This window comes from Colwellia sp. MB02u-6 (assembly GCF_014077095.1).
In the GTDB taxonomy this organism is placed as follows: domain Bacteria; phylum Pseudomonadota; class Gammaproteobacteria; order Enterobacterales; family Alteromonadaceae; genus Cognaticolwellia.
This window is the reverse complement of the sequence record NZ_JACGVG010000036.1, coordinates 143,489-160,761: the sequence shown is the minus strand read 5'-3', so window position 1 is coordinate 160,761 and position 17,273 is coordinate 143,489. Positions and strand designations below refer to the sequence as shown.

At 41.4% G+C, this 17,273-nt stretch carries 29 protein-coding genes; 28 read left to right on the top strand and 1 reads right to left on the bottom strand.

Going from position 1 to position 17,273, the window contains the following annotated elements:
* Positions 1 to 143: 143 nt before the first annotated feature.
* Positions 144 to 2,249, bottom strand: a complete 2,106-nt coding sequence (fusA, locus tag H4J46_RS12650; protein ID WP_182233834.1) for an elongation factor G — start codon at positions 2,247 to 2,249, stop codon at positions 144 to 146.
* A gap of 1,172 nt (positions 2,250 to 3,421) precedes the next feature.
* Here fusA and rpsJ point away from each other — a divergent pair.
* The 28 genes from rpsJ to rplQ all read left to right on the top strand — a co-directional run bounded on the left by rpsJ (position 3,422) and on the right by rplQ (position 17,239).
* Positions 3,422 to 3,733, top strand: a complete 312-nt coding sequence (gene rpsJ / locus H4J46_RS12645) for a 30S ribosomal protein S10 (RefSeq protein WP_070375080.1) — start codon at positions 3,422 to 3,424, stop codon at positions 3,731 to 3,733.
* A 13-nt stretch (positions 3,734 to 3,746) separates the two neighbouring features.
* Positions 3,747 to 4,385: a 50S ribosomal protein L3 gene (gene rplC / locus H4J46_RS12640; protein WP_182233833.1), complete on the top strand. Its 639-nt coding sequence runs from the start codon at positions 3,747 to 3,749 to the stop codon at positions 4,383 to 4,385.
* 15 nt (positions 4,386 to 4,400) lie between these two features.
* The gene (rplD, locus tag H4J46_RS12635; RefSeq protein ID WP_146877787.1) at positions 4,401 to 5,006 is read left to right on the top strand and encodes a 50S ribosomal protein L4; all 606 of its coding nucleotides are present in this window, start codon (positions 4,401 to 4,403) and stop codon (positions 5,004 to 5,006) included.
* Positions 5,003 to 5,305 carry a 50S ribosomal protein L23 gene (gene rplW / locus H4J46_RS12630; RefSeq protein ID WP_182192297.1) on the top strand — a complete coding sequence of 101 codons (303 nt, stop codon included), beginning with the start codon at positions 5,003 to 5,005 and terminating at the stop codon, positions 5,303 to 5,305. The genes rplD and rplW overlap by 4 nt, the downstream gene beginning before the upstream one ends.
* Before the next feature lie 12 nt (positions 5,306 to 5,317).
* Positions 5,318 to 6,142, top strand: coding sequence for a 50S ribosomal protein L2 (rplB, locus tag H4J46_RS12625; RefSeq protein ID WP_182137235.1), 825 nt, complete (start codon positions 5,318 to 5,320; stop codon positions 6,140 to 6,142).
* Positions 6,143 to 6,170: 28 nt separating this feature from the next.
* Positions 6,171 to 6,446 carry a 30S ribosomal protein S19 gene (gene rpsS / locus H4J46_RS12620; protein ID WP_146877784.1) on the top strand — a complete coding sequence of 92 codons (276 nt, stop codon included), beginning with the start codon at positions 6,171 to 6,173 and terminating at the stop codon, positions 6,444 to 6,446.
* Positions 6,447 to 6,456: 10 nt separating this feature from the next.
* Positions 6,457 to 6,789 (top strand): 50S ribosomal protein L22, encoded by a 333-nt coding sequence (gene rplV / locus H4J46_RS12615; RefSeq protein ID WP_126667308.1) that lies wholly within the window; start codon positions 6,457 to 6,459, stop codon positions 6,787 to 6,789.
* A gap of 11 nt (positions 6,790 to 6,800) precedes the next feature.
* On the top strand, positions 6,801 to 7,499 hold the full coding sequence (gene rpsC, locus H4J46_RS12610) for a 30S ribosomal protein S3 (RefSeq protein ID WP_146877782.1): 699 nt from the start codon (positions 6,801 to 6,803) through the stop codon (positions 7,497 to 7,499).
* Between the two features lie 11 nt (positions 7,500 to 7,510).
* A complete protein-coding gene (rplP, locus tag H4J46_RS12605) occupies positions 7,511 to 7,924 on the top strand; it encodes a 50S ribosomal protein L16 (RefSeq protein WP_146877781.1) in 414 nt (137 codons plus the stop codon).
* Complete coding sequence (rpmC, locus tag H4J46_RS12600; RefSeq protein ID WP_182192296.1) at positions 7,924 to 8,115, top strand: 50S ribosomal protein L29; 192 nt, start codon at positions 7,924 to 7,926, stop codon at positions 8,113 to 8,115. The genes rplP and rpmC overlap by 1 nt, the downstream gene beginning before the upstream one ends.
* The gene (gene rpsQ / locus H4J46_RS12595; RefSeq protein ID WP_146877779.1) at positions 8,115 to 8,366 is read left to right on the top strand and encodes a 30S ribosomal protein S17; all 252 of its coding nucleotides are present in this window, start codon (positions 8,115 to 8,117) and stop codon (positions 8,364 to 8,366) included. Before rpmC ends, rpsQ begins: the two co-directional genes overlap by 1 nt.
* A gap of 362 nt (positions 8,367 to 8,728) precedes the next feature.
* Positions 8,729 to 9,097 (top strand): 50S ribosomal protein L14, encoded by a 369-nt coding sequence (gene rplN / locus H4J46_RS12590; RefSeq protein WP_182137237.1) that lies wholly within the window; start codon positions 8,729 to 8,731, stop codon positions 9,095 to 9,097.
* A gap of 12 nt (positions 9,098 to 9,109) precedes the next feature.
* Positions 9,110 to 9,424: a 50S ribosomal protein L24 gene (gene rplX, locus H4J46_RS12585; RefSeq protein WP_182137238.1), complete on the top strand. Its 315-nt coding sequence runs from the start codon at positions 9,110 to 9,112 to the stop codon at positions 9,422 to 9,424.
* Positions 9,425 to 9,436: 12 nt separating this feature from the next.
* Positions 9,437 to 9,982: a 50S ribosomal protein L5 gene (gene rplE / locus H4J46_RS12580; protein WP_182233832.1), complete on the top strand. Its 546-nt coding sequence runs from the start codon at positions 9,437 to 9,439 to the stop codon at positions 9,980 to 9,982.
* Positions 9,983 to 9,986: 4 nt separating this feature from the next.
* Positions 9,987 to 10,292 (top strand): 30S ribosomal protein S14, encoded by a 306-nt coding sequence (gene rpsN, locus H4J46_RS12575; protein WP_182233831.1) that lies wholly within the window; start codon positions 9,987 to 9,989, stop codon positions 10,290 to 10,292.
* A 19-nt stretch (positions 10,293 to 10,311) separates the two neighbouring features.
* Positions 10,312 to 10,701: a 30S ribosomal protein S8 gene (rpsH, locus tag H4J46_RS12570; protein WP_404842454.1), complete on the top strand. Its 390-nt coding sequence runs from the start codon at positions 10,312 to 10,314 to the stop codon at positions 10,699 to 10,701.
* A 12-nt stretch (positions 10,702 to 10,713) separates the two neighbouring features.
* Positions 10,714 to 11,247 (top strand): 50S ribosomal protein L6, encoded by a 534-nt coding sequence (gene rplF / locus H4J46_RS12565; protein ID WP_182233830.1) that lies wholly within the window; start codon positions 10,714 to 10,716, stop codon positions 11,245 to 11,247.
* 9 nt (positions 11,248 to 11,256) lie between these two features.
* Positions 11,257 to 11,610, top strand: a complete 354-nt coding sequence (rplR, locus tag H4J46_RS12560; protein WP_182137241.1) for a 50S ribosomal protein L18 — start codon at positions 11,257 to 11,259, stop codon at positions 11,608 to 11,610.
* Positions 11,611 to 11,619: 9 nt separating this feature from the next.
* Positions 11,620 to 12,129, top strand: a complete 510-nt coding sequence (gene rpsE, locus H4J46_RS12555) for a 30S ribosomal protein S5 (RefSeq protein WP_146877772.1) — start codon at positions 11,620 to 11,622, stop codon at positions 12,127 to 12,129.
* Between the two features lie 6 nt (positions 12,130 to 12,135).
* Positions 12,136 to 12,315: a 50S ribosomal protein L30 gene (rpmD, locus tag H4J46_RS12550; protein ID WP_081151057.1), complete on the top strand. Its 180-nt coding sequence runs from the start codon at positions 12,136 to 12,138 to the stop codon at positions 12,313 to 12,315.
* 2 nt (positions 12,316 to 12,317) lie between these two features.
* Positions 12,318 to 12,752: a 50S ribosomal protein L15 gene (gene rplO / locus H4J46_RS12545; RefSeq protein ID WP_182192291.1), complete on the top strand. Its 435-nt coding sequence runs from the start codon at positions 12,318 to 12,320 to the stop codon at positions 12,750 to 12,752.
* An 8-nt stretch (positions 12,753 to 12,760) separates the two neighbouring features.
* Complete coding sequence (gene secY / locus H4J46_RS12540) at positions 12,761 to 14,086, top strand: preprotein translocase subunit SecY (RefSeq protein ID WP_182137243.1); 1,326 nt, start codon at positions 12,761 to 12,763, stop codon at positions 14,084 to 14,086.
* 30 nt (positions 14,087 to 14,116) lie between these two features.
* Positions 14,117 to 14,230 carry a 50S ribosomal protein L36 gene (gene rpmJ / locus H4J46_RS12535; protein WP_182137244.1) on the top strand — a complete coding sequence of 38 codons (114 nt, stop codon included), beginning with the start codon at positions 14,117 to 14,119 and terminating at the stop codon, positions 14,228 to 14,230.
* 133 nt (positions 14,231 to 14,363) lie between these two features.
* Positions 14,364 to 14,720: a 30S ribosomal protein S13 gene (rpsM, locus tag H4J46_RS12530; RefSeq protein ID WP_182137391.1), complete on the top strand. Its 357-nt coding sequence runs from the start codon at positions 14,364 to 14,366 to the stop codon at positions 14,718 to 14,720.
* A 13-nt stretch (positions 14,721 to 14,733) separates the two neighbouring features.
* A complete protein-coding gene (gene rpsK / locus H4J46_RS12525) occupies positions 14,734 to 15,123 on the top strand; it encodes a 30S ribosomal protein S11 (protein ID WP_076420861.1) in 390 nt (129 codons plus the stop codon).
* A gap of 32 nt (positions 15,124 to 15,155) precedes the next feature.
* On the top strand, positions 15,156 to 15,776 hold the full coding sequence (gene rpsD / locus H4J46_RS12520; RefSeq protein ID WP_146877767.1) for a 30S ribosomal protein S4: 621 nt from the start codon (positions 15,156 to 15,158) through the stop codon (positions 15,774 to 15,776).
* A gap of 24 nt (positions 15,777 to 15,800) precedes the next feature.
* The gene (locus H4J46_RS12515) at positions 15,801 to 16,790 is read left to right on the top strand and encodes a DNA-directed RNA polymerase subunit alpha (RefSeq protein WP_146877766.1); all 990 of its coding nucleotides are present in this window, start codon (positions 15,801 to 15,803) and stop codon (positions 16,788 to 16,790) included.
* 41 nt (positions 16,791 to 16,831) lie between these two features.
* Positions 16,832 to 17,239 carry a 50S ribosomal protein L17 gene (gene rplQ / locus H4J46_RS12510; RefSeq protein ID WP_182233829.1) on the top strand — a complete coding sequence of 136 codons (408 nt, stop codon included), beginning with the start codon at positions 16,832 to 16,834 and terminating at the stop codon, positions 17,237 to 17,239.
* Positions 17,240 to 17,273: the final 34 nt, after the last annotated feature.

Below are 17,273 nucleotides of genomic sequence, written 5' to 3'. Positions count from 1 at the left end.
ATTCATATAACATCGTATTTAAAGAAAATAGTATCATGTGCTTTATCAGATGGCTAGATTTTGCACGCGCTTGCTGATGATACTTTAGGCAATAAAAAAGGATGCCGAAGCATCCTTTTATAAAAAGACTAAAAGTAAAAGAATTACTTTTTAGCTTTAGCTTTAGCGTCTTTCATTTCTTTTACTTCAGCAATAACGGCTTCTGCTACATTGTTTGGACATGGAGAGTAGTGAGAGAATTCCATAGAGAATTGACCACGACCTGATGTCATTGTACGTAAAGTTCCGATGTAACCAAACATTTCTGAAAGTGGTACATCAGCTTTAATACGAACACCAGAAACACCAGCGTCTTGACCTGCGATCATGCCACGACGACGGTTCAAATCACCAATAACATCACCAACGTGATCATCTGGTGTAAACACATCAACTTTCATGATAGGTTCGATTAACTGGGCACCAGCTTTTGGAATTGATTGGCGGAAAGCACCACGAGCAGCGAGTTCAAATGCAACGGCAGATGAATCGACAGCATGGAAGCCACCATCGTATAATTCAATTTCAACGTCAAGTACAGGGAAACCAGCAAGAACACCAGTATCCATCATGCCTTTGAAGCCTTTTTCAATAGCAGGGAAGAATTCTTTTGGTACATTACCACCAACAACTTTTGATGAGAATGTAAAACCAGAATTTGGTTCACCTGGACGGATGATATAATCAATTTTACCAAATTGACCAGAACCGCCCGATTGTTTCTTATGTGTATAGCTATCATCAATTTCTTGAGTAATAGTTTCACGGTAAGCAACTTGTGGTTTACCAACAGCTAATTCAACGCCATAGGTACGTTTTAAAATATCTACTTTGATATCTAGGTGAAGTTCACCCATACCAGATAAGATTGTTTCACCTGAATCTATGTCAGTTTCAACTTGGAATGTTGGATCTTCAGCAACCATTTTACCGATAGCAATACCCATTTTCTCAGTTGAACCTTTATCTTTCGGTGTCACAGAAATTGAAATTACTGGCTTAGGGAATACCATAGCTTCTAGGATGATTGGGTGTTTGGGATCACATAATGTGTGACCTGTCTGAACGTTACTTTTCATACCAACAATCGCGATGATATCACCGGCTTGTGCTGAAGTAAGTTCGTTACGGTCATCGGCTTGCATTTCACACATACGGCCAACACGTTCAGTTTTTCCTGTTGCAGCATTAAGAATGCTATCGCCTTTCTTCAACGTACCTGAATAGATACGTACGAAAGTTAATGTACCAAAACGGTCATCAGTGATTTTGAATGCTAACGCTTTGAATGTTTCATCTGCAGAAACGATTGCGTATTTACCATTAGGCTCACCTTCTTCATCAGTAAGTGGTTGTGGATCAACATCCACTGGTGACGGTAAATAATCAACTACGGCATCAAGAATGTTTTGAACACCCTTGTTTTTAAAAGCAGAACCACAGTAAGTAGGGAAGAAGTCCATAGTACGTGTGCCTTTACGGATACAACGTTTGATATCTTCCATAGATGGCTCTGTGCCTTCTTCTAGATATGCTTCGAAAAGGTCATCATCTTGCTCAAGAGCAGTTTCAAGAAGCATTTCGCGGTATTCTTCTACTTTATCAACCATGTCTGCAGGTACATCGGTGATTTCAAAGTTTTCTGGTAGACCCGTTGAATCCCATATCCATGCTTTTCGGGTAAGCAGGTCAACAACACCAACAAACTCATCTTCTTCACCAATTGGCAACACCATGATAAGTGGGGTAGCACCAAGTACTGTTTCAGTTTGTTTAACAACGCGATAAAAATCAGCACCTAGACGATCTAATTTGTTTACAAAGATAATACGGGCAACTTTTGAGTCATTCGCATAACGCCAGTTAGTTTCTGATTGTGGCTCAACACCACCAGAGCCACAAAATACACCAATACCGCCATCAAGTACTTTAAGTGAACGGTAAACTTCAACGGTGAAATCAACGTGACCAGGAGTATCGATTACGTTAAAACGGTGATCGTCCCAAAAACAGCTTACCGCAGCAGACTGGATGGTAATACCGCGCTCAGCTTCTTGTTCCATGAAGTCAGTAGTAGATTCACCATCATGTACTTCACCTGTTTTATGGATCTGACCGGTAAGTTTAAGGATACGTTCAGTTGTTGTGGTTTTACCAGCATCAACGTGAGCGAAGATACCAATGTTTCTGTATTTAGATAAATCTGCCATTACTTTACTCTATTTAAGTCGCTACTAAAAAAGCGGAATTGTTGAAAATTTGCGCGCGAGTATACCATTACTCAAGAAGAATCGACATAAAAAATCATTTAAGTTTACTAATTTTTGCTCAGTGCAGTTAAAAAGATCAATTGTGGTGCATATTTAGTGGTATTGAGATAATAAATAAAAAAATAACAAACCAATAGCTCTGCTTATATAAGCTATTAAATATAGCGAGTGAAAACTGCAATGAAAGGCTATGAAATATAGCGACTGAAAACTGTAATGAAATTTGAATCAAGGTAAAATAGCTTTAAATATTGCTTTGACAGTATGTCGACAGTGTTTTGATATTGGCTATACCACCTGAGCTATTATTTTTAGCCTAGATTAAATACATCTAGTATTAGTCTCTATTGAGCTAATACCATAATACCATAATAGTGTAATCTTGAAGGTTAGTGTCATTTTTAGTCATCGGGTTCAGTACTGCTTAAATGGCAACAGTGGTGAGAAGCTTTATGACAAGGTAATAAATCATCGATGAGTGAAGAAAATCATCGCTCTTGTCTATCCAAGCTATTTATGGACGGCTTTGCCTATTGTTCACAATGTTATAGCGTGTTTGTCCTCCACCAAGATTTATACGCTCTTACAGACTAAATTCACTAGGCTGTTGGGAAGCTGATTAGCTTGATAACATATCTATATCAGCATGCGACTAAGTACGATGGCAGGAGACGATTTTGCTAGCGTCGATCTTAACTTCGCACAGGCAAGTTATTAAAGGCTTATTGGTTACATTATTGATTGCAACAATAGCACAATTATTTCTGATTCTGACAACCTACTTTACGCTACACGCATCATCGATGATCTAGCCTTCAATCCATATGTAGTTGAGCCTTCTTAGACTGGCAAGTCTATATTTAGAAACGAGAAAGTTATAGGTGTTAAAGTTGTTAAATAAATAGTTGAAATTATCATCGCTCTCTGTATAATACGCCTCCACGTCGAGCTCGTCTCAACGTGTTTATTAGTTAACGTATTAGTTTTAATTATTAATAGTTAACACACAGCAATTCCGATATGGAGTTGAATGTTATAGCGATACTCCCCCCTTTTATATAAAAAGGTGATGGGCAGTATTTTGTTGTTCTTTAAAATGGGGATTTGTCTTAATGTCAAATCAAAGAATTCGCATTCGTTTGAAAGCGTTCGATCATCGTTTGATTGATCAATCAACAGCTGAAATCGTTGATACTGCTAAACGTACTGGCGCACAGGTTCGTGGTCCAATTCCACTTCCTACACGCAAAGAACGTTTCACTATCTTGACTTCACCACACGTTAACAAAGATGCACGTGATCAGTACGAAATTCGTACTCACAAACGCATGATTGATATCGTAGAACCAACTGAGAAGACTGTAGATGCATTAATGCGTTTAGATCTTGCAGCTGGTGTTGACGTTCAAATCAGCTTGGGTTAATAGGAGTTTTAACATGACTATAGGTCTAGTTGGACGTAAAGTGGGCATGACTCGCATCTTCTCTGAAGATGGCGTATCTACTCCTGTAACCGTCCTAGAAGTTGAAGCGAACCGTGTTGCTCAGGTTAAAACTGTTGACAACGATGGTTATTCGGCGCTTCAAGTTACTACGGGAAGCAAAAAAGCTAACCGTGTTAACAAGCCAACAGCTGGTCATTTTGCGAAAGCTGGTATCGAAGCAGGCCGTGGCCTGTGGGAATTCCGCTTAAATGCAGATGAAGGCGAAGGTCTTGTAGCTGGCAGTGAAATCACTGTGCAGTTATTTAACGACACGAAATTAGTAGATGTTACTGGCACCTCAAAAGGTAAAGGTTTCCAAGGTGGTATTAAGCGTTGGAATTTTTCAATGCAAGATGCAACTCATGGTAACTCACTATCTCACCGTTCAAACGGTTCGATAGGTATGTGTCAAACACCAGGTCGTGTTTTCAAAGGCAAAAAAATGTCTGGTCACATGGGTGCTGCAAAAGTTACAACGCAAAACCTTGAATTGGTTCGTGTTGATGTAGAACGTAACTTGCTCCTTATTAAAGGTGCGGTTCCGGGTGCAATCAACGGTAGCGTAATCATCAAACCAGCTGTTAAAGCCTAGTCCAGGAGATTTGTGATGGAATTAGCATTAAAAGACGCTTCAGGCGCTCTTGAAGTTTCTGAAACAACTTTTGGACTTGAGTTTAATGAAGCTCTTGTACACCAAGTAGTAGTTGCTTATGCAGCTGGTGCTCGTGCAGGTACTCGTGCTCAAAAAACTCGTTCAGAAGTTAGTGGTGGCGGCGCAAAACCATGGCGTCAAAAAGGTACTGGCCGTGCACGTGCTGGTACTAGTCGTGGTCCAATCTGGCGTACAGGTGGCGTAACATTCGCTGCTAAGCCACAGGATCACAGCCAAAAAGTAAACCGTAAAATGTACCGTGGTGCGATTAAAAGCATCCTTTCTGAGCTAGTTCGTCAAGAACGCTTGATCGTGGTAGAAAATTTTACAGTTGAAACACCAAAAACTAAAGAGTTAGTAGCTAAACTTAACGCATTGGAGCTAAAAGACGTATTAATCGTTACTCCAGATGTTGATGAGAACTTGTTCTTATCAGCGCGCAACTTGTATAAAGTTGACGTGCGTGACGTAGACGGTATTGACCCAGTTAGCTTGGTAGGTTTCGAAAAAGTTTTGATGACTGCATCAGCAGTTAAGCAACTTGAGGAGATGTTAGGATGATAAACGAAGAACGTTTACTGAAAGTGCTTTTAGCACCGAACATTTCTGAGAAAAGCACTATGGCTGCTGAAGTTAACAACACAGTTGTTTTCAAAGTTGCCACTACTGCTACTAAAGCTGAAATCAAAGCTGCTGTTGAGAAACTTTTTGAAGTTTCAGTTGATGGTGTTCGTACATTAAATGTCAAAGGTAAAGTGAAACGTACTGGTGCTCGTTTTGGTCGCAGAAGCGATTGGAAAAAAGCATACGTTACACTTGCTGAAGGCAGTGAAATCAACTTCGTTGGCGCGGAATCATAGGAGTTTACGAAAATGGCTATAGTTAAATGTAAACCTACTTCTCCGGGTCGTCGCCACGTTGTTAAAGTGGTAAACACGGAGTTGCATAAAGGTAAGCCTTACGCACCATTATTAGACACTAAGTCTAAATCTGGTGGTCGTAATAATAATGGTCGCATTACTGTTCGTCACATTGGTGGTGGACACAAGCAACATTATCGTATGGTTGACTTTAAACGTAATAAAGATGGTATCCCTGCTAAAGTAGAACGTTTGGAATATGATCCAAACCGTAGTGCAAATATTGCACTAGTACTTTACGCTGATGGTGAACGTCGTTACATCCTAGCCCCTAAAGGCTTAAGCGCTGGAGATTCAATCCAGTCTGGTGTCGATGCTCCTATTAAGCCAGGTAACACTTTACCACTTCGCAACACACCATTAGGTAGTGTTGTTCACGCAATCGAACTTAAACCAGGTAAAGGTGCTCAAATCGCACGTGCTGCTGGCACTTACGCGCAGTTAGTTGCGAAAGACGGTGCTTATGTCACTTTACGTCTTCGTTCTGGTGAAATGCGTAAAATAGAGTCAGATTGTCGTGCTACTTTAGGTGAAATCGGCAACGCTGAACACATGCTTCGCTCTTTGGGTAAAGCTGGTGCCTCACGCTGGCGTGGTGTTCGACCAACTGTTCGTGGTGTTGCCATGAACCCAGTTGATCACCCACACGGTGGTGGTGAAGGTAAAACATCAGGCGGTCGTCACCCGGTATCACCTTGGGGTGTACCAACTAAAGGTTACAAGACTCGTTCTAACAAGCGTACCGATAAATTTATCGTACGTCGTCGTGCTAAATAATAGTACTTTTAATTAAAGAGGAATCACCATGCCACGTTCTCTCAAGAAAGGTCCATTTATAGACCTACACTTGTTGACGAAGGTAGAGACAGCGGTGGAAAGCGGGATTAAAAAGCCAATTAAGACTTGGTCTCGTCGTTCAATGATCATCCCTACGATGATCGGATTGACCATTGCCGTCCATAATGGCCGTCAACACGTACCTGTATTTGTAACTGATGAAATGATCGGTCACAAATTAGGTGAATTTGCACCAACTCGTACTTACCGTGGCCATGTCGCGGATAAGAAAGCGAAGAGATAGGGGAAATTAGATGGAAGCTATTGCTACACATAAATTTGCCCGTGGCTCTGCACAAAAAGCACGCTTAGTTGTGGATCAGATCCGCGGCTTGCACGTTGAAAAAGCACTCGAGATCTTAACATTCAGCAATAAATCTGCTGCTGTTTTGGTTAAAAAAGTACTTGATTCAGCTATTGCTAACGCAGAGCACAACGAAGGTGCAGACATTGACGAGCTTATCGTAAAAACTATTATGGTTGACGATGGTCCAACAATGAAACGTATTAAGCCTCGTGCGAAAGGTCGCGCGGATCGAATCCTTAAGCGTACAAGTCACATTACTGTGATTGTATCTGATAGCTAGGAGATATTAGAATGGGTCAAAAAGTCCATCCAAATGGTATTCGCTTAGGTATCACGAAACCTTTCGCGTCTACTTGGTTTGCAAGTACTAAAGATTTCGCAGCTAATTTACACGGTGACCATTTGGTTCGTGAATATTTAACTGAAAAGCTTAAGCGTGCTTCATTATCAAAAATTGTAATTGAACGTCCAGCTAAATCTATCCGCGTTACAATCCACACGGCTCGTCCGGGTGTTGTAATCGGTAAGAAAGGCGAAGATGTTGAGAAACTACGTTTAGCGGTTTCTAAAATTGCTGGTGTTCCTGCTCAAATCAACATTGCTGAAGTGCGTAAGCCAGAAATGGATTCGCAGCTTGTTGCTGATAGCATCGCTAGTCAATTAGAACGTCGTGTAATGTTCCGTCGTGCGATGAAACGTGCTGTACAAAATGCTATGCGTTTAGGCGCAAAAGGCATCAAAGTACAAGTAAGTGGTCGTTTAGGCGGTGCAGATATTGCACGTGCTGAATGGTATCGTGAAGGTCGTGTTCCATTACACACTTTACGTGCTGATATTGATTACTCAATTGCGCGTGCTGATACCACTTACGGTGTTATCGGTATCAAAGTATGGATCTTTAAAGGCGAAGTAATTGGCAACATGCCATTACAAGTAGAGCAACCAGCTGCTAAGCCTAAAAGAAAACCTAACCGCAAGACCAGTAAGTAGGGGAATAAGTAATGTTACAACCAAAACGTACTAAGTTCCGCAAGCAATTTAAAATGCGTAACCGCGGTCTTGCACATGTAGGTAGTTCAGTAAGCTTCGGTACTTTCGGGTTAAAATCAATGGAACGTGGTCGTATGACTGCGCGTCAAATTGAAGCGGCTCGTCGAGCAATGACTCGTCACGTGAAGCGTCAAGGTAAAATCTGGATCCGTGTATTCCCTGATAAGCCAATTACTAAAAAACCTCTTGAAGTTCGTATGGGTAAAGGTAAAGGTTCAGTGGAATATTGGGTATGCCAAATTCTACCTGGTCGTGTTCTTTATGAAATGGAAGGTGTTTCGGAAGAGATTGCTCGCGAAGCATTTGCTTTAGCGGCAGCTAAACTTCCGTTCAAAACAACTTTCGTAACTAGAACGGTGATGTAATGAAAGCTAGTGAATTGAAAGAAAAAAGCATTGAAGAGCTAAACGCTGAATTGCTTGAGTTGTTACGCGAACAGTTTAACTATCGCATGCAAGCAAGCACAGGTCAGTTAACGCAAACTCATTTGCAAAGAAATGTACGCCGTAGCATCGCGCGTGTTAAGACTATCATAACTGAGAAGGCAGGTAAGTAATGAGCGAAGCAAAAATTCGTACACTACAAGGTCGTGTCGTCAGTGACAAAATGGATAAGTCTATCACTGTCCTGATCGAACGACGTGTTAAGCACCCTATGTACGGTAAGTACATGACGCGTTCAACTAAGTTGAAAGCGCATGATGAAACTAACCAATGTGCAGCTGGTGATTTAGTATCTATTCGTGAATGTGCACCAATTTCTAAGACTAAGTCTTGGACTTTGGTAAGCGTATTAGAGAAAGCTTAATCGCTTGATCTAATTCACAATAAGAACTTTTAAAAGGCTCTGCTTCGGCAGGGCCTTTTTTTTGAAATAAATTATAGATAGATTTTTAAACGTCATTTTTTGAAAGTGATATTGATACCGGATAATTAAGTGTTTTATAGCCCAGGTATAGCGCATTTTTTCGTGACTGTGGCAGCAATCATCCCACAGACCCCTCCTAGCATAGTGGTTACTTTTTAGCTAAATAAAGTATCACTTTTAAATCACCGGTGTTATAATCTCGCGCCCGCTCGTTGTGAGTGGGATTTAGAAGGCAGTGACGGGTCAAATTTCTGGCCTTGAATTTAATCTTTTATAAAGATAATTTAGCGGAGACATATTAAATGATCCAAATGCAATCACAATTGAACGTAGCTGATAACAGCGGCGCTCGACGTGTACAATGTATAAAGGTTCTTGGTGGTTCGCACCGTCGCTACGCACGCATTGGTGACATCATTAAAATTGCAGTGAAGGAATCAACTCCTCGCGGCAAAGTTAAAAAAGGTGATGTCCTAACTGCAGTAGTGGTGCGCACTAAGAAAGGTGTTCGTCGTTCAGATGGTTCTACCATCCGTTTTGATGAAAATGCGGCTGTAATGTTAAATGCTAACTTACAACCAATTGGTACTCGTATTTTCGGTCCTGTGACTCGTGAACTTCGTAATGAAAAATTCATGAAAATTGTTTCACTTGCACCAGAAGTACTATAAGGAGTCACGATAATGGCATCTAAGATTCGTCGTGATGATGAAGTAATCGTACTTGCAGGTAAAGACAAGGGCAAAACTGGTAAAGTGACCAAAGTTCTTGTTGAAGACGGCAAAGTATTTGTTGAAGGTATTAATTTAATCAAGAAGCACACTAAGCCTGTACCTCAGTTACAGCAGCCTGGTGGGATTGTTGAAAAAGAAGCACCTTTAAATGTATCCAACGTTGCGATTGTTAACCCAGCTACTGGCAAAGCAGATCGTGTTGGTTTTAGAGATGAAGACGGCAAAAAAGCGCGCTTTTTCAAATCTAATAACGAATTAATTTAATTGGAGTAAACGATGGCGAAACTGCATGATTTATATAAAGATACAGTTGTAGCTGAATTGCAAAAGCAATTTGGTTATAAAAGTGTCATGCAAGTCCCTCGGATTGAAAAGATCACCCTTAACATGGGCGTTGGCGAAGCTATTTCTGATAAAAAAGTTTTAGAACACGCCACAAATGATCTTACTGCAATCTCAGGTCAAAAGCCGGTCACGACAGTAGCACGCAAATCAGTTGCGGGCTTCAAAATTCGTGAAGGCTATCCTATAGGCACAAAAGTAACTCTACGTGGCGAACGTATGTGGGAATTTTTAGAGCGTTTAATCTCTATTTCTATTCCTCGTATCCGCGATTTCCGTGGCTTAAATCCTAAGTCATTCGATGGTCGTGGTAACTACAGCATGGGCGTACGTGAGCAAATCATTTTCCCTGAAATCGAGTACGATAGAATCGATAAAATTCGCGGAATGGATATCACTATCACTACAAGTGCGAAGGACAATGAAGAGGGTCATGCATTATTGGCTGCCTTCAACTTCCCATTTAAGAAGAAGGTGTAGAGTTATGGCAAAAACGTCAATGAAAGCTCGTGAAGCTAAAAGAACCAAGTTAGTTGCTCAATATGCTGAAAAGCGTAGTGCACTAAAAGCTATCATCTCTGGTGCTGATTCTTCTGATGAAGAACGCTGGGATGCTGTATTGAAACTTCAAAGTTTACCTCGTGATTCGAGTAGTAGTCGTCAACGTAACCGTTGTAACATTACTGGCCGTCCACATGGTTTCTTACGTAAATTTGGTTTAAGCCGTATTAAATTACGCGAAACTATGATGCGCGGTGAAGTTCCAGGTCTTAAGAAAGCTAGTTGGTAATTCACGGGAGTAAATGGTTATGATGACTGATCCTATCGCGGACATGTTTACACGCATCCGCAACGGTCAATCTGCAGCAAAAACTGCAGTAAAAATGCCATCTTCTAAGGTAAAAGTTGCACTTGCCAACTTACTTAAAGAAGAAGGTTACATTTCAGAATTTACAGTTTCAAGCGATGCAAAGCCTGAATTAACTGTTGAATTGAAATATTTTGAAGGTAAAGAAGTAATTGAAGTGATCAAACGTGTTTCACGTCCAGGTCTTCGCGTATACAAAGGTGCTCAAGAGCTTCCTAAAGTATTAGCAGGCATGGGTATCGCAATTATTTCTACTTCTAAAGGTCTAATGACTGATCGCGCCGCTCGCAATGCGGGTCTTGGCGGTGAAGTTCTTGGTTTCGTAGAGTAAAGGAGCAGAATTATGTCTCGTGTTGCAAAAGCACATGTCGCAATCCCTGCTGGCGTTACTATTACGTTATCAGGTCAAGACATCAAAGTTAAAGGTCCAATTGGCGAATTATCGCATACGATCCATAGCGCTGTTGTTGTTTCTCAAGAAGAGAGCAATATCATCACTAATATCGTCGCCGATACTAAAGGCGCTTGGGCCCAAGCCGGTACTGTACGCTCTTTAATCAATAATATGGTTGAAGGTGTTAGTAAAGGTTTTGAAAGGAAGTTATTGTTAAACGGTGTTGGTTACCGTGCTAAAGCTGCAGGTAAGATTTTAAACTTATCTTTAGGTTTTTCGCATCCGGTTGAGCACGCAATCCCTGAAGGGATTACCGTTGAAACTCCTACCCAAACTGAAATCATACTGAAAGGTGCTGATAAACAGTTGGTCGGTCAAACTGCAGCGAACATTCGCGCATACCGTAAACCTGAGCCTTATAAAGGTAAAGGAATTCGTTATAGTGATGAGAATGTCCGTCGTAAAGAAGCTAAGAAGAAGTAGGGTAATACTATGGATAAGAAAACATCTCGTTTGCGCAGAGCTAAACGCTCTCGTGCAAAAATTAGCGAGTTGGGTGCGAATCGTTTAGTTGTATTCCGTACTCCTCGTCATATTTACGCGCAATTGATTGCACCAACAGGTTCTGAAGTAATCGCATCAGCGTCTACTTTAGATAAAGAAGTTAGTGCTCAGTTAGAAAAAACAGGCAACGTTGAAGCAGCTACGGCTGTAGGTAAGGCTCTTGCAGAACGTGCAGTAGCTAAAGGCATCACAAGTGTTGCTTTTGACCGTTCAGGTTTCCGTTACCATGGTCGCGTGAAAGCGTTAGCAGATGCAGCTCGCGAAGCTGGTCTTCAGTTTTAGGGGTTGATAATGGCTAATCATAATCAAGAAAACTCACAACAAAGTGATATGGCTGAAAAGCTAATCGCAGTTAACCGCGTTTCAAAAGTGGTTAAAGGTGGTCGTATTTTCAGTTTCACAGCATTAACCGTAGTTGGTGATGGTGCTGGTCGCGTTGGTTTTGGTTACGGTAAAGCACGTGAAGTGCCTGCTGCAATCCAAAAAGCAATGGAAAAAGCGCGTCGTAACTTAGTAACCGTAGATTTGAAGGGTACTACTCTTCAGCATGTCATTATTGGCAAGCATTCTGGTTCTAAAGTTTACATGCAACCAGCCTCTGAAGGTACAGGTATTATCGCCGGTGGCGCTATGCGTGCAGTACTTGAAGTTGCAGGCGTACAGAACGTATTGTCAAAAGCATACGGTTCTACTAACCCAATCAACGTAGTTCGCGCTACTGTATCTGCTCTTGCGAATATGCATTCGCCTGAAGCTGTTGCAGCAAAGCGTGGCAAAAGCGTTTCAGATATCTTGGGGTAATTGAGCATGGCTAAAACAGTTAAAATAACTCAGTTAAAAAGTTCTATCGGTCGTTTACCGAAGCATAGAGCTACATTAAAGGGTCTTGGTTTACGTCGTATCCGTCATACAGTAGAGTTAGAAGATACTCCCTCTGTACGTGGTATGATTAATCAAGTATCTTATATGATTAAGGTGGAGGATTAATAATGCATTTAAATACTTTATCTCCTGCACCAGGTGCTAAGAAAGCCAAGAAACGCTGTGGGCGTGGTATTGGTTCTGGCATAGGGAAAACAGGCGGTCGTGGTCACAAAGGTCAGAAATCTCGTTCTGGCGGTAGTGTACGTCCTGGTTTCGAAGGTGGTCAAATGCCATTGAAACAACGTTTACCTAAGTTTGGTTTTACGTCACGTAAATCTTTAGTTCGCGCTGAAGTACGTTTACATGAACTAAATAACATCACAGGTGATGTTGTCGATATCTTTGCCCTTAAAGATGCTAACTTAATCACACGTAACATTGTTGCAGTGAAAATCATGCTTTCTGGTGATATCACTCGTCCAATTACTATACGTGGTTTAGGTGTTACTAAAGGCGCACGTGCAGCTATTGAAGCGGCAGGCGGAAAAATCGAGGAATAGTACAGGTTATGGCTACACCAGGAATTGATAATAAAGCAAAGGGCGGCTTGTCCGAGCTTAAACAAAGATTATGGTTTGTATTCGGTGCACTTATTGTGCTTCGTTTGGGAACATTTGTGCCAATCCCTGGTATTGACGCCGCTGTATTAGCTCAGTTGTTTGATCAACAAAAGGGCACCATTGTAGAGATGTTTAACATGTTCTCTGGTGGTGCACTTGAGCGAGCCTCTGTATTGGCACTGGGTATTATGCCGTACATCTCAGCTTCAATCATAATGCAATTGCTTACGGTCATGCACCCGGCGATGGCAGAATTGAAAAAAGAAGGTGAAGCTGGACGACGTAAAATCAGTCAATACACCCGCTACGGCACTTTAGTTCTAGCGACTGTACAATCAATTGCAATAGCAAGAAGTTTACCGGGAATGATGCCAGGTCTAGTAATGGACGCAGGTTTCGGATTCTACTTTGCTGCGGTAGTAAGTTTGGTTACTGGTACCATGTTTCTAATGTGGTTAGGTGAACAAATTACTGAACGCGGTATTGGTAACGGTATTTCTGTCTTGATATTTGCAGGTATAGTTGCTGGTATGCCGTCAGCTGTTGCTCAAACAGCAGAGGCGGCGCGTCAAGGTGAATTGCACTTATTAGTATTATTGTTAATTGGCGTAATTATATTTGCTACTACTTTCTTTGTAGTATTTGTGGAACGTGGTCAACGACGTATTGTTGTTAACTATGCTAAACGTCAGCAAGGCCGTAAGGTTTTCGCTGCCCAAAGCACGCATTTACCGCTCAAAGTCAATATGGCGGGTGTTATTCCACCAATTTTCGCTTCAAGTATTATCTTGTTTCCAGGCACGCTTGCGAGCTGGTTTGGTCAAGGTGAAGGTATGGTTGCTGATTTCCTACAAGAAGTATCAATTGCTATTTCTCCAGGACAGCCGCTATATGTCATGTTACTTGCCGCTGCGATAATATTTTTCTGTTTCTTTTACACGGCGCTTGTTTTTAATCCGCGTGAAACGGCAGATAACCTGAAAAAATCCGGTGCGTTTATTCCTGGGATCCGTCCTGGTGAGCAAACGTCAAAATACATCGATAAAGTTATGACTCGCTTAACCTTAGCTGGTGCGATGTATATTACCTTTATCTGTTTGGTACCTCAGTTTATTATCATGGCATGGGACGTCAATTTTTACTTTGGCGGCACATCACTACTTATTATTGTAGTTGTGATAATGGATTTTATGGCACAAGTACAAACCCATTTGATGTCACATCAATATGACAATGTACTTAAGAAAGCAAACCTTAAGGGCTACGGTCGTTAGACTGAGTCGTTAGGTAACGGAGTATATAGAATGAAAGTACGTGCATCCGTAAAAAAGATTTGTCGTAACTGTAAAATTGTTAAACGTGCTGGTGTTATTCGCGTAATCTGCGAAGAGCCAAAGCATAAACAACGTCAAGGCTAAATCTTTAAGCAGTAGCATTATGCAGATAAGTCTGTATAATGCCGCTTCGATTTACAAAGAAATGCGGCTGGTTGAGTATCCTAACGGGCTTTTCAACTGGTAAATTTTAATTTAAAAATAGGAGATGTGTTTAGTGGCCCGTATCGCTGGCATTAACATCCCTGATCGTAAGCATGCAGTAATCGCCATTACTGCGATCTTCGGTATCGGAGCAACACGTGCGAAAGCAATTTGTGTTGCAACTGGTATTGCAGAGTCAACTAAGATCAGTGAATTGGACGAAGCTCAAATTGATTTGCTTCGTACAGAAGTGGATAAATACACCGTAGAAGGTGATTTACGCCGTGAAGTTTCAATGAACATTAAACGTCTTATGGATTTAGGTTGTTACCGTGGTATTCGCCATCGTCGCAGTCTTCCTCTACGTGGTCAACGCACTAAAACTAATGCGCGCACCCGTAAAGGTCCTCGTAAGCCAATTAAGAAGTAAGAGGAACTAGATAATGGCTAAAACACCTGTACGTACGCGTAAACGCGTTAAAAAACAAGTTGCTGACGGCATGGCTCATATCCATGCATCTTTCAACAACACAATCGTAACTCTTACAGATCGTCAAGGTAACGCCTTATCATGGGCGACTGCTGGTGGTTCAGGTTTTCGTGGTTCACGTAAATCTACTCCATTTGCTGCGCAAGTAGCTGCAGATCGTGCTGGTAAAGCTGCACAAGAGTTTGGCTTGAAGAATATTGAAGTGTTCGTTAAAGGTCCGGGTCCAGGTCGTGAATCTGCTATCCGTGCTTTAAATGCTGCTGGTTTTAAAATCACCAACATTACAGACGTAACGCCGATTCCTCATAATGGTTGTCGTCCTCCTAAGAAACGTCGCGTTTAATCGTACTTTTTTAGGATTGTTGGAGAAAGAAAATGGCTAGATATTTAGGTCCTAAGTTAAAGCTTAGTCGCCGCGAAGGTACAGATTTGTTCCTTAAAAGCGGTGTTAGAGCAATTGACACTAAATGTAAAATCGAAACAATACCAGGTCAACATGGCGCCCGTCGCGGTCGTTTATCTGATTACGGTATTCAGCTTCGTGAAAAACAAAAAGTTCGTCGTATTTATGGCGTACTAGAAAAACAATTCCGCAACTACTATAAAGAAGCGGCTCGTCTAAAAGGCAATACAGGTGAAAACTTGTTGCAACTTTTAGAGAAACGTCTTGATAACGTAGTATACCGTATGGGCTATGCAAGCACTCGTGCTGAAGCTCGTCAACTCGTTAGCCATAAAGCTATCGTAGTTAACGGTGTTGTTGTTAATATTCCATCTTTCACTGTTAAAGCTGAAGATGCAGTTTCTGTACGTGAAAAGTCTAAAACTCAAGCGCGTATCATCGCTGCTTTAGAATTAGCTGAACAACGTGAGAAGCCAGTTTGGATTGAAGTAGATAACAAGAAACTTGAAGGCGTTTTTAAACGTGTTCCTGATCGTTCTGACTTGTCTGCCGAAATTAATGAACAGTTGATTGTTGAACTTTACTCTAAGTAAAGTTGCACTTTAAGAGAGGACATAATGCAGGGTTCTGTAACCGAATTCCTTAGACCACGATTGGTTGGTATCGAAACTATTAGCCCTACTCGTGCTAAAGTAACTTTAGAACCATTAGAACGTGGTTTTGGTCACACTTTAGGTAATGCGTTACGCCGCATTCTTTTATCTTCAATGCCAGGTTGTGCTGTAACTGAAGTTGAAATTGACGGTGTACTTCATGAGTACAGTAGTAAAGAGGGTGTGCAAGAAGACATCATCGAAATACTGTTAAACCTTAAAGGATTAGCTATAAGTTTAGAAGGTAAAAATGAAGCTGTTCTTACCTTAACTAAATCTGGTGAAGGCCCTGTAACGGCAGCCGATATCCAACATGATGGTGATGTAGAAATTGCAAATCCAACTCATGTAATCTGTCATTTGACAGGTGATGGCTCTATCAGTATGCGTATAAAGGTTGAGATGGGACGTGGTTACGTTCCTGCTTCAACTCGACGTGATGCCGAGGAAGAAGATCGTGCAATTGGACGTTTGTTAGTTGATGCTTCATTCAGTCCTGTTGTAAGAATTGCCTATGACGTTGATTCTGCACGTGTTGAACAACGTACAGATTTGGACAAACTAGTCTTAGACATGGAAACTAACGGTACGTTAGATCCTGAAGAAGCAATTCGTCGCGCTTCAACTATTCTAGCTGAACAGCTAGATGCGTTTGTAGAGCTTCGTGATGTGACTGAAGTAGAGCCAAAAGAGGAAAAACCACTGTTTGATCCTATTTTGCTTCGTCCTGTTGATGACCTTGAACTTACTGTTCGTTCAGCAAACTGCTTAAAAGCAGAAGCAATTCAATATATTGGCGATTTAGTACAGCGTGCTGAGGTTGAACTTCTTAAAACACCTAATTTAGGTAAGAAGTCTTTAACCGAAATCAAAGACGTTTTGGCGTCTCGTGGCTTGTCTCTAGGCATGCGCCTAGAAAACTGGCCACCAGAAAGCATAGCTGATAACGACTAAGTCGATCATCGTTTTTTAATAGTTGAGATAAGGATTAACTTATGCGCCATCGTAAAAGCGGTCGCCAGTTAAACCGTAATAGCAGTCATCGCCAGGCGATGTTCCGCAATATGGCAAGTTCATTAGTGAAGCACGGTTTGATCAAAACTACTGTTGCTAAAGCTAAAGAACTACGTCGCGTTGTTGAGCCACTAATTACATTGGCCAAAACCGACAGTGTTGCAAATCGCCGTTTAGCGTTTGCTCGTACACAAGATAAAGAAGTAGTAGGTATTTTATTCAACGAACTTGGTGCTCGTTACCAAGAACGTCCAGGTGGTTACACTCGCATTTTAAAATGTGGTTTCCGTACTGGTGATAAAGCCCCTATGGCTTATGTTGAACTTGTTGACCGCCCAGCAGTAGAAGAAGCCGCTGAAGTAGTTGAAGAAGTTAGCGCAGAAGCATAATTTAGTACTTGTACTAAATTTATTCTGACGATAT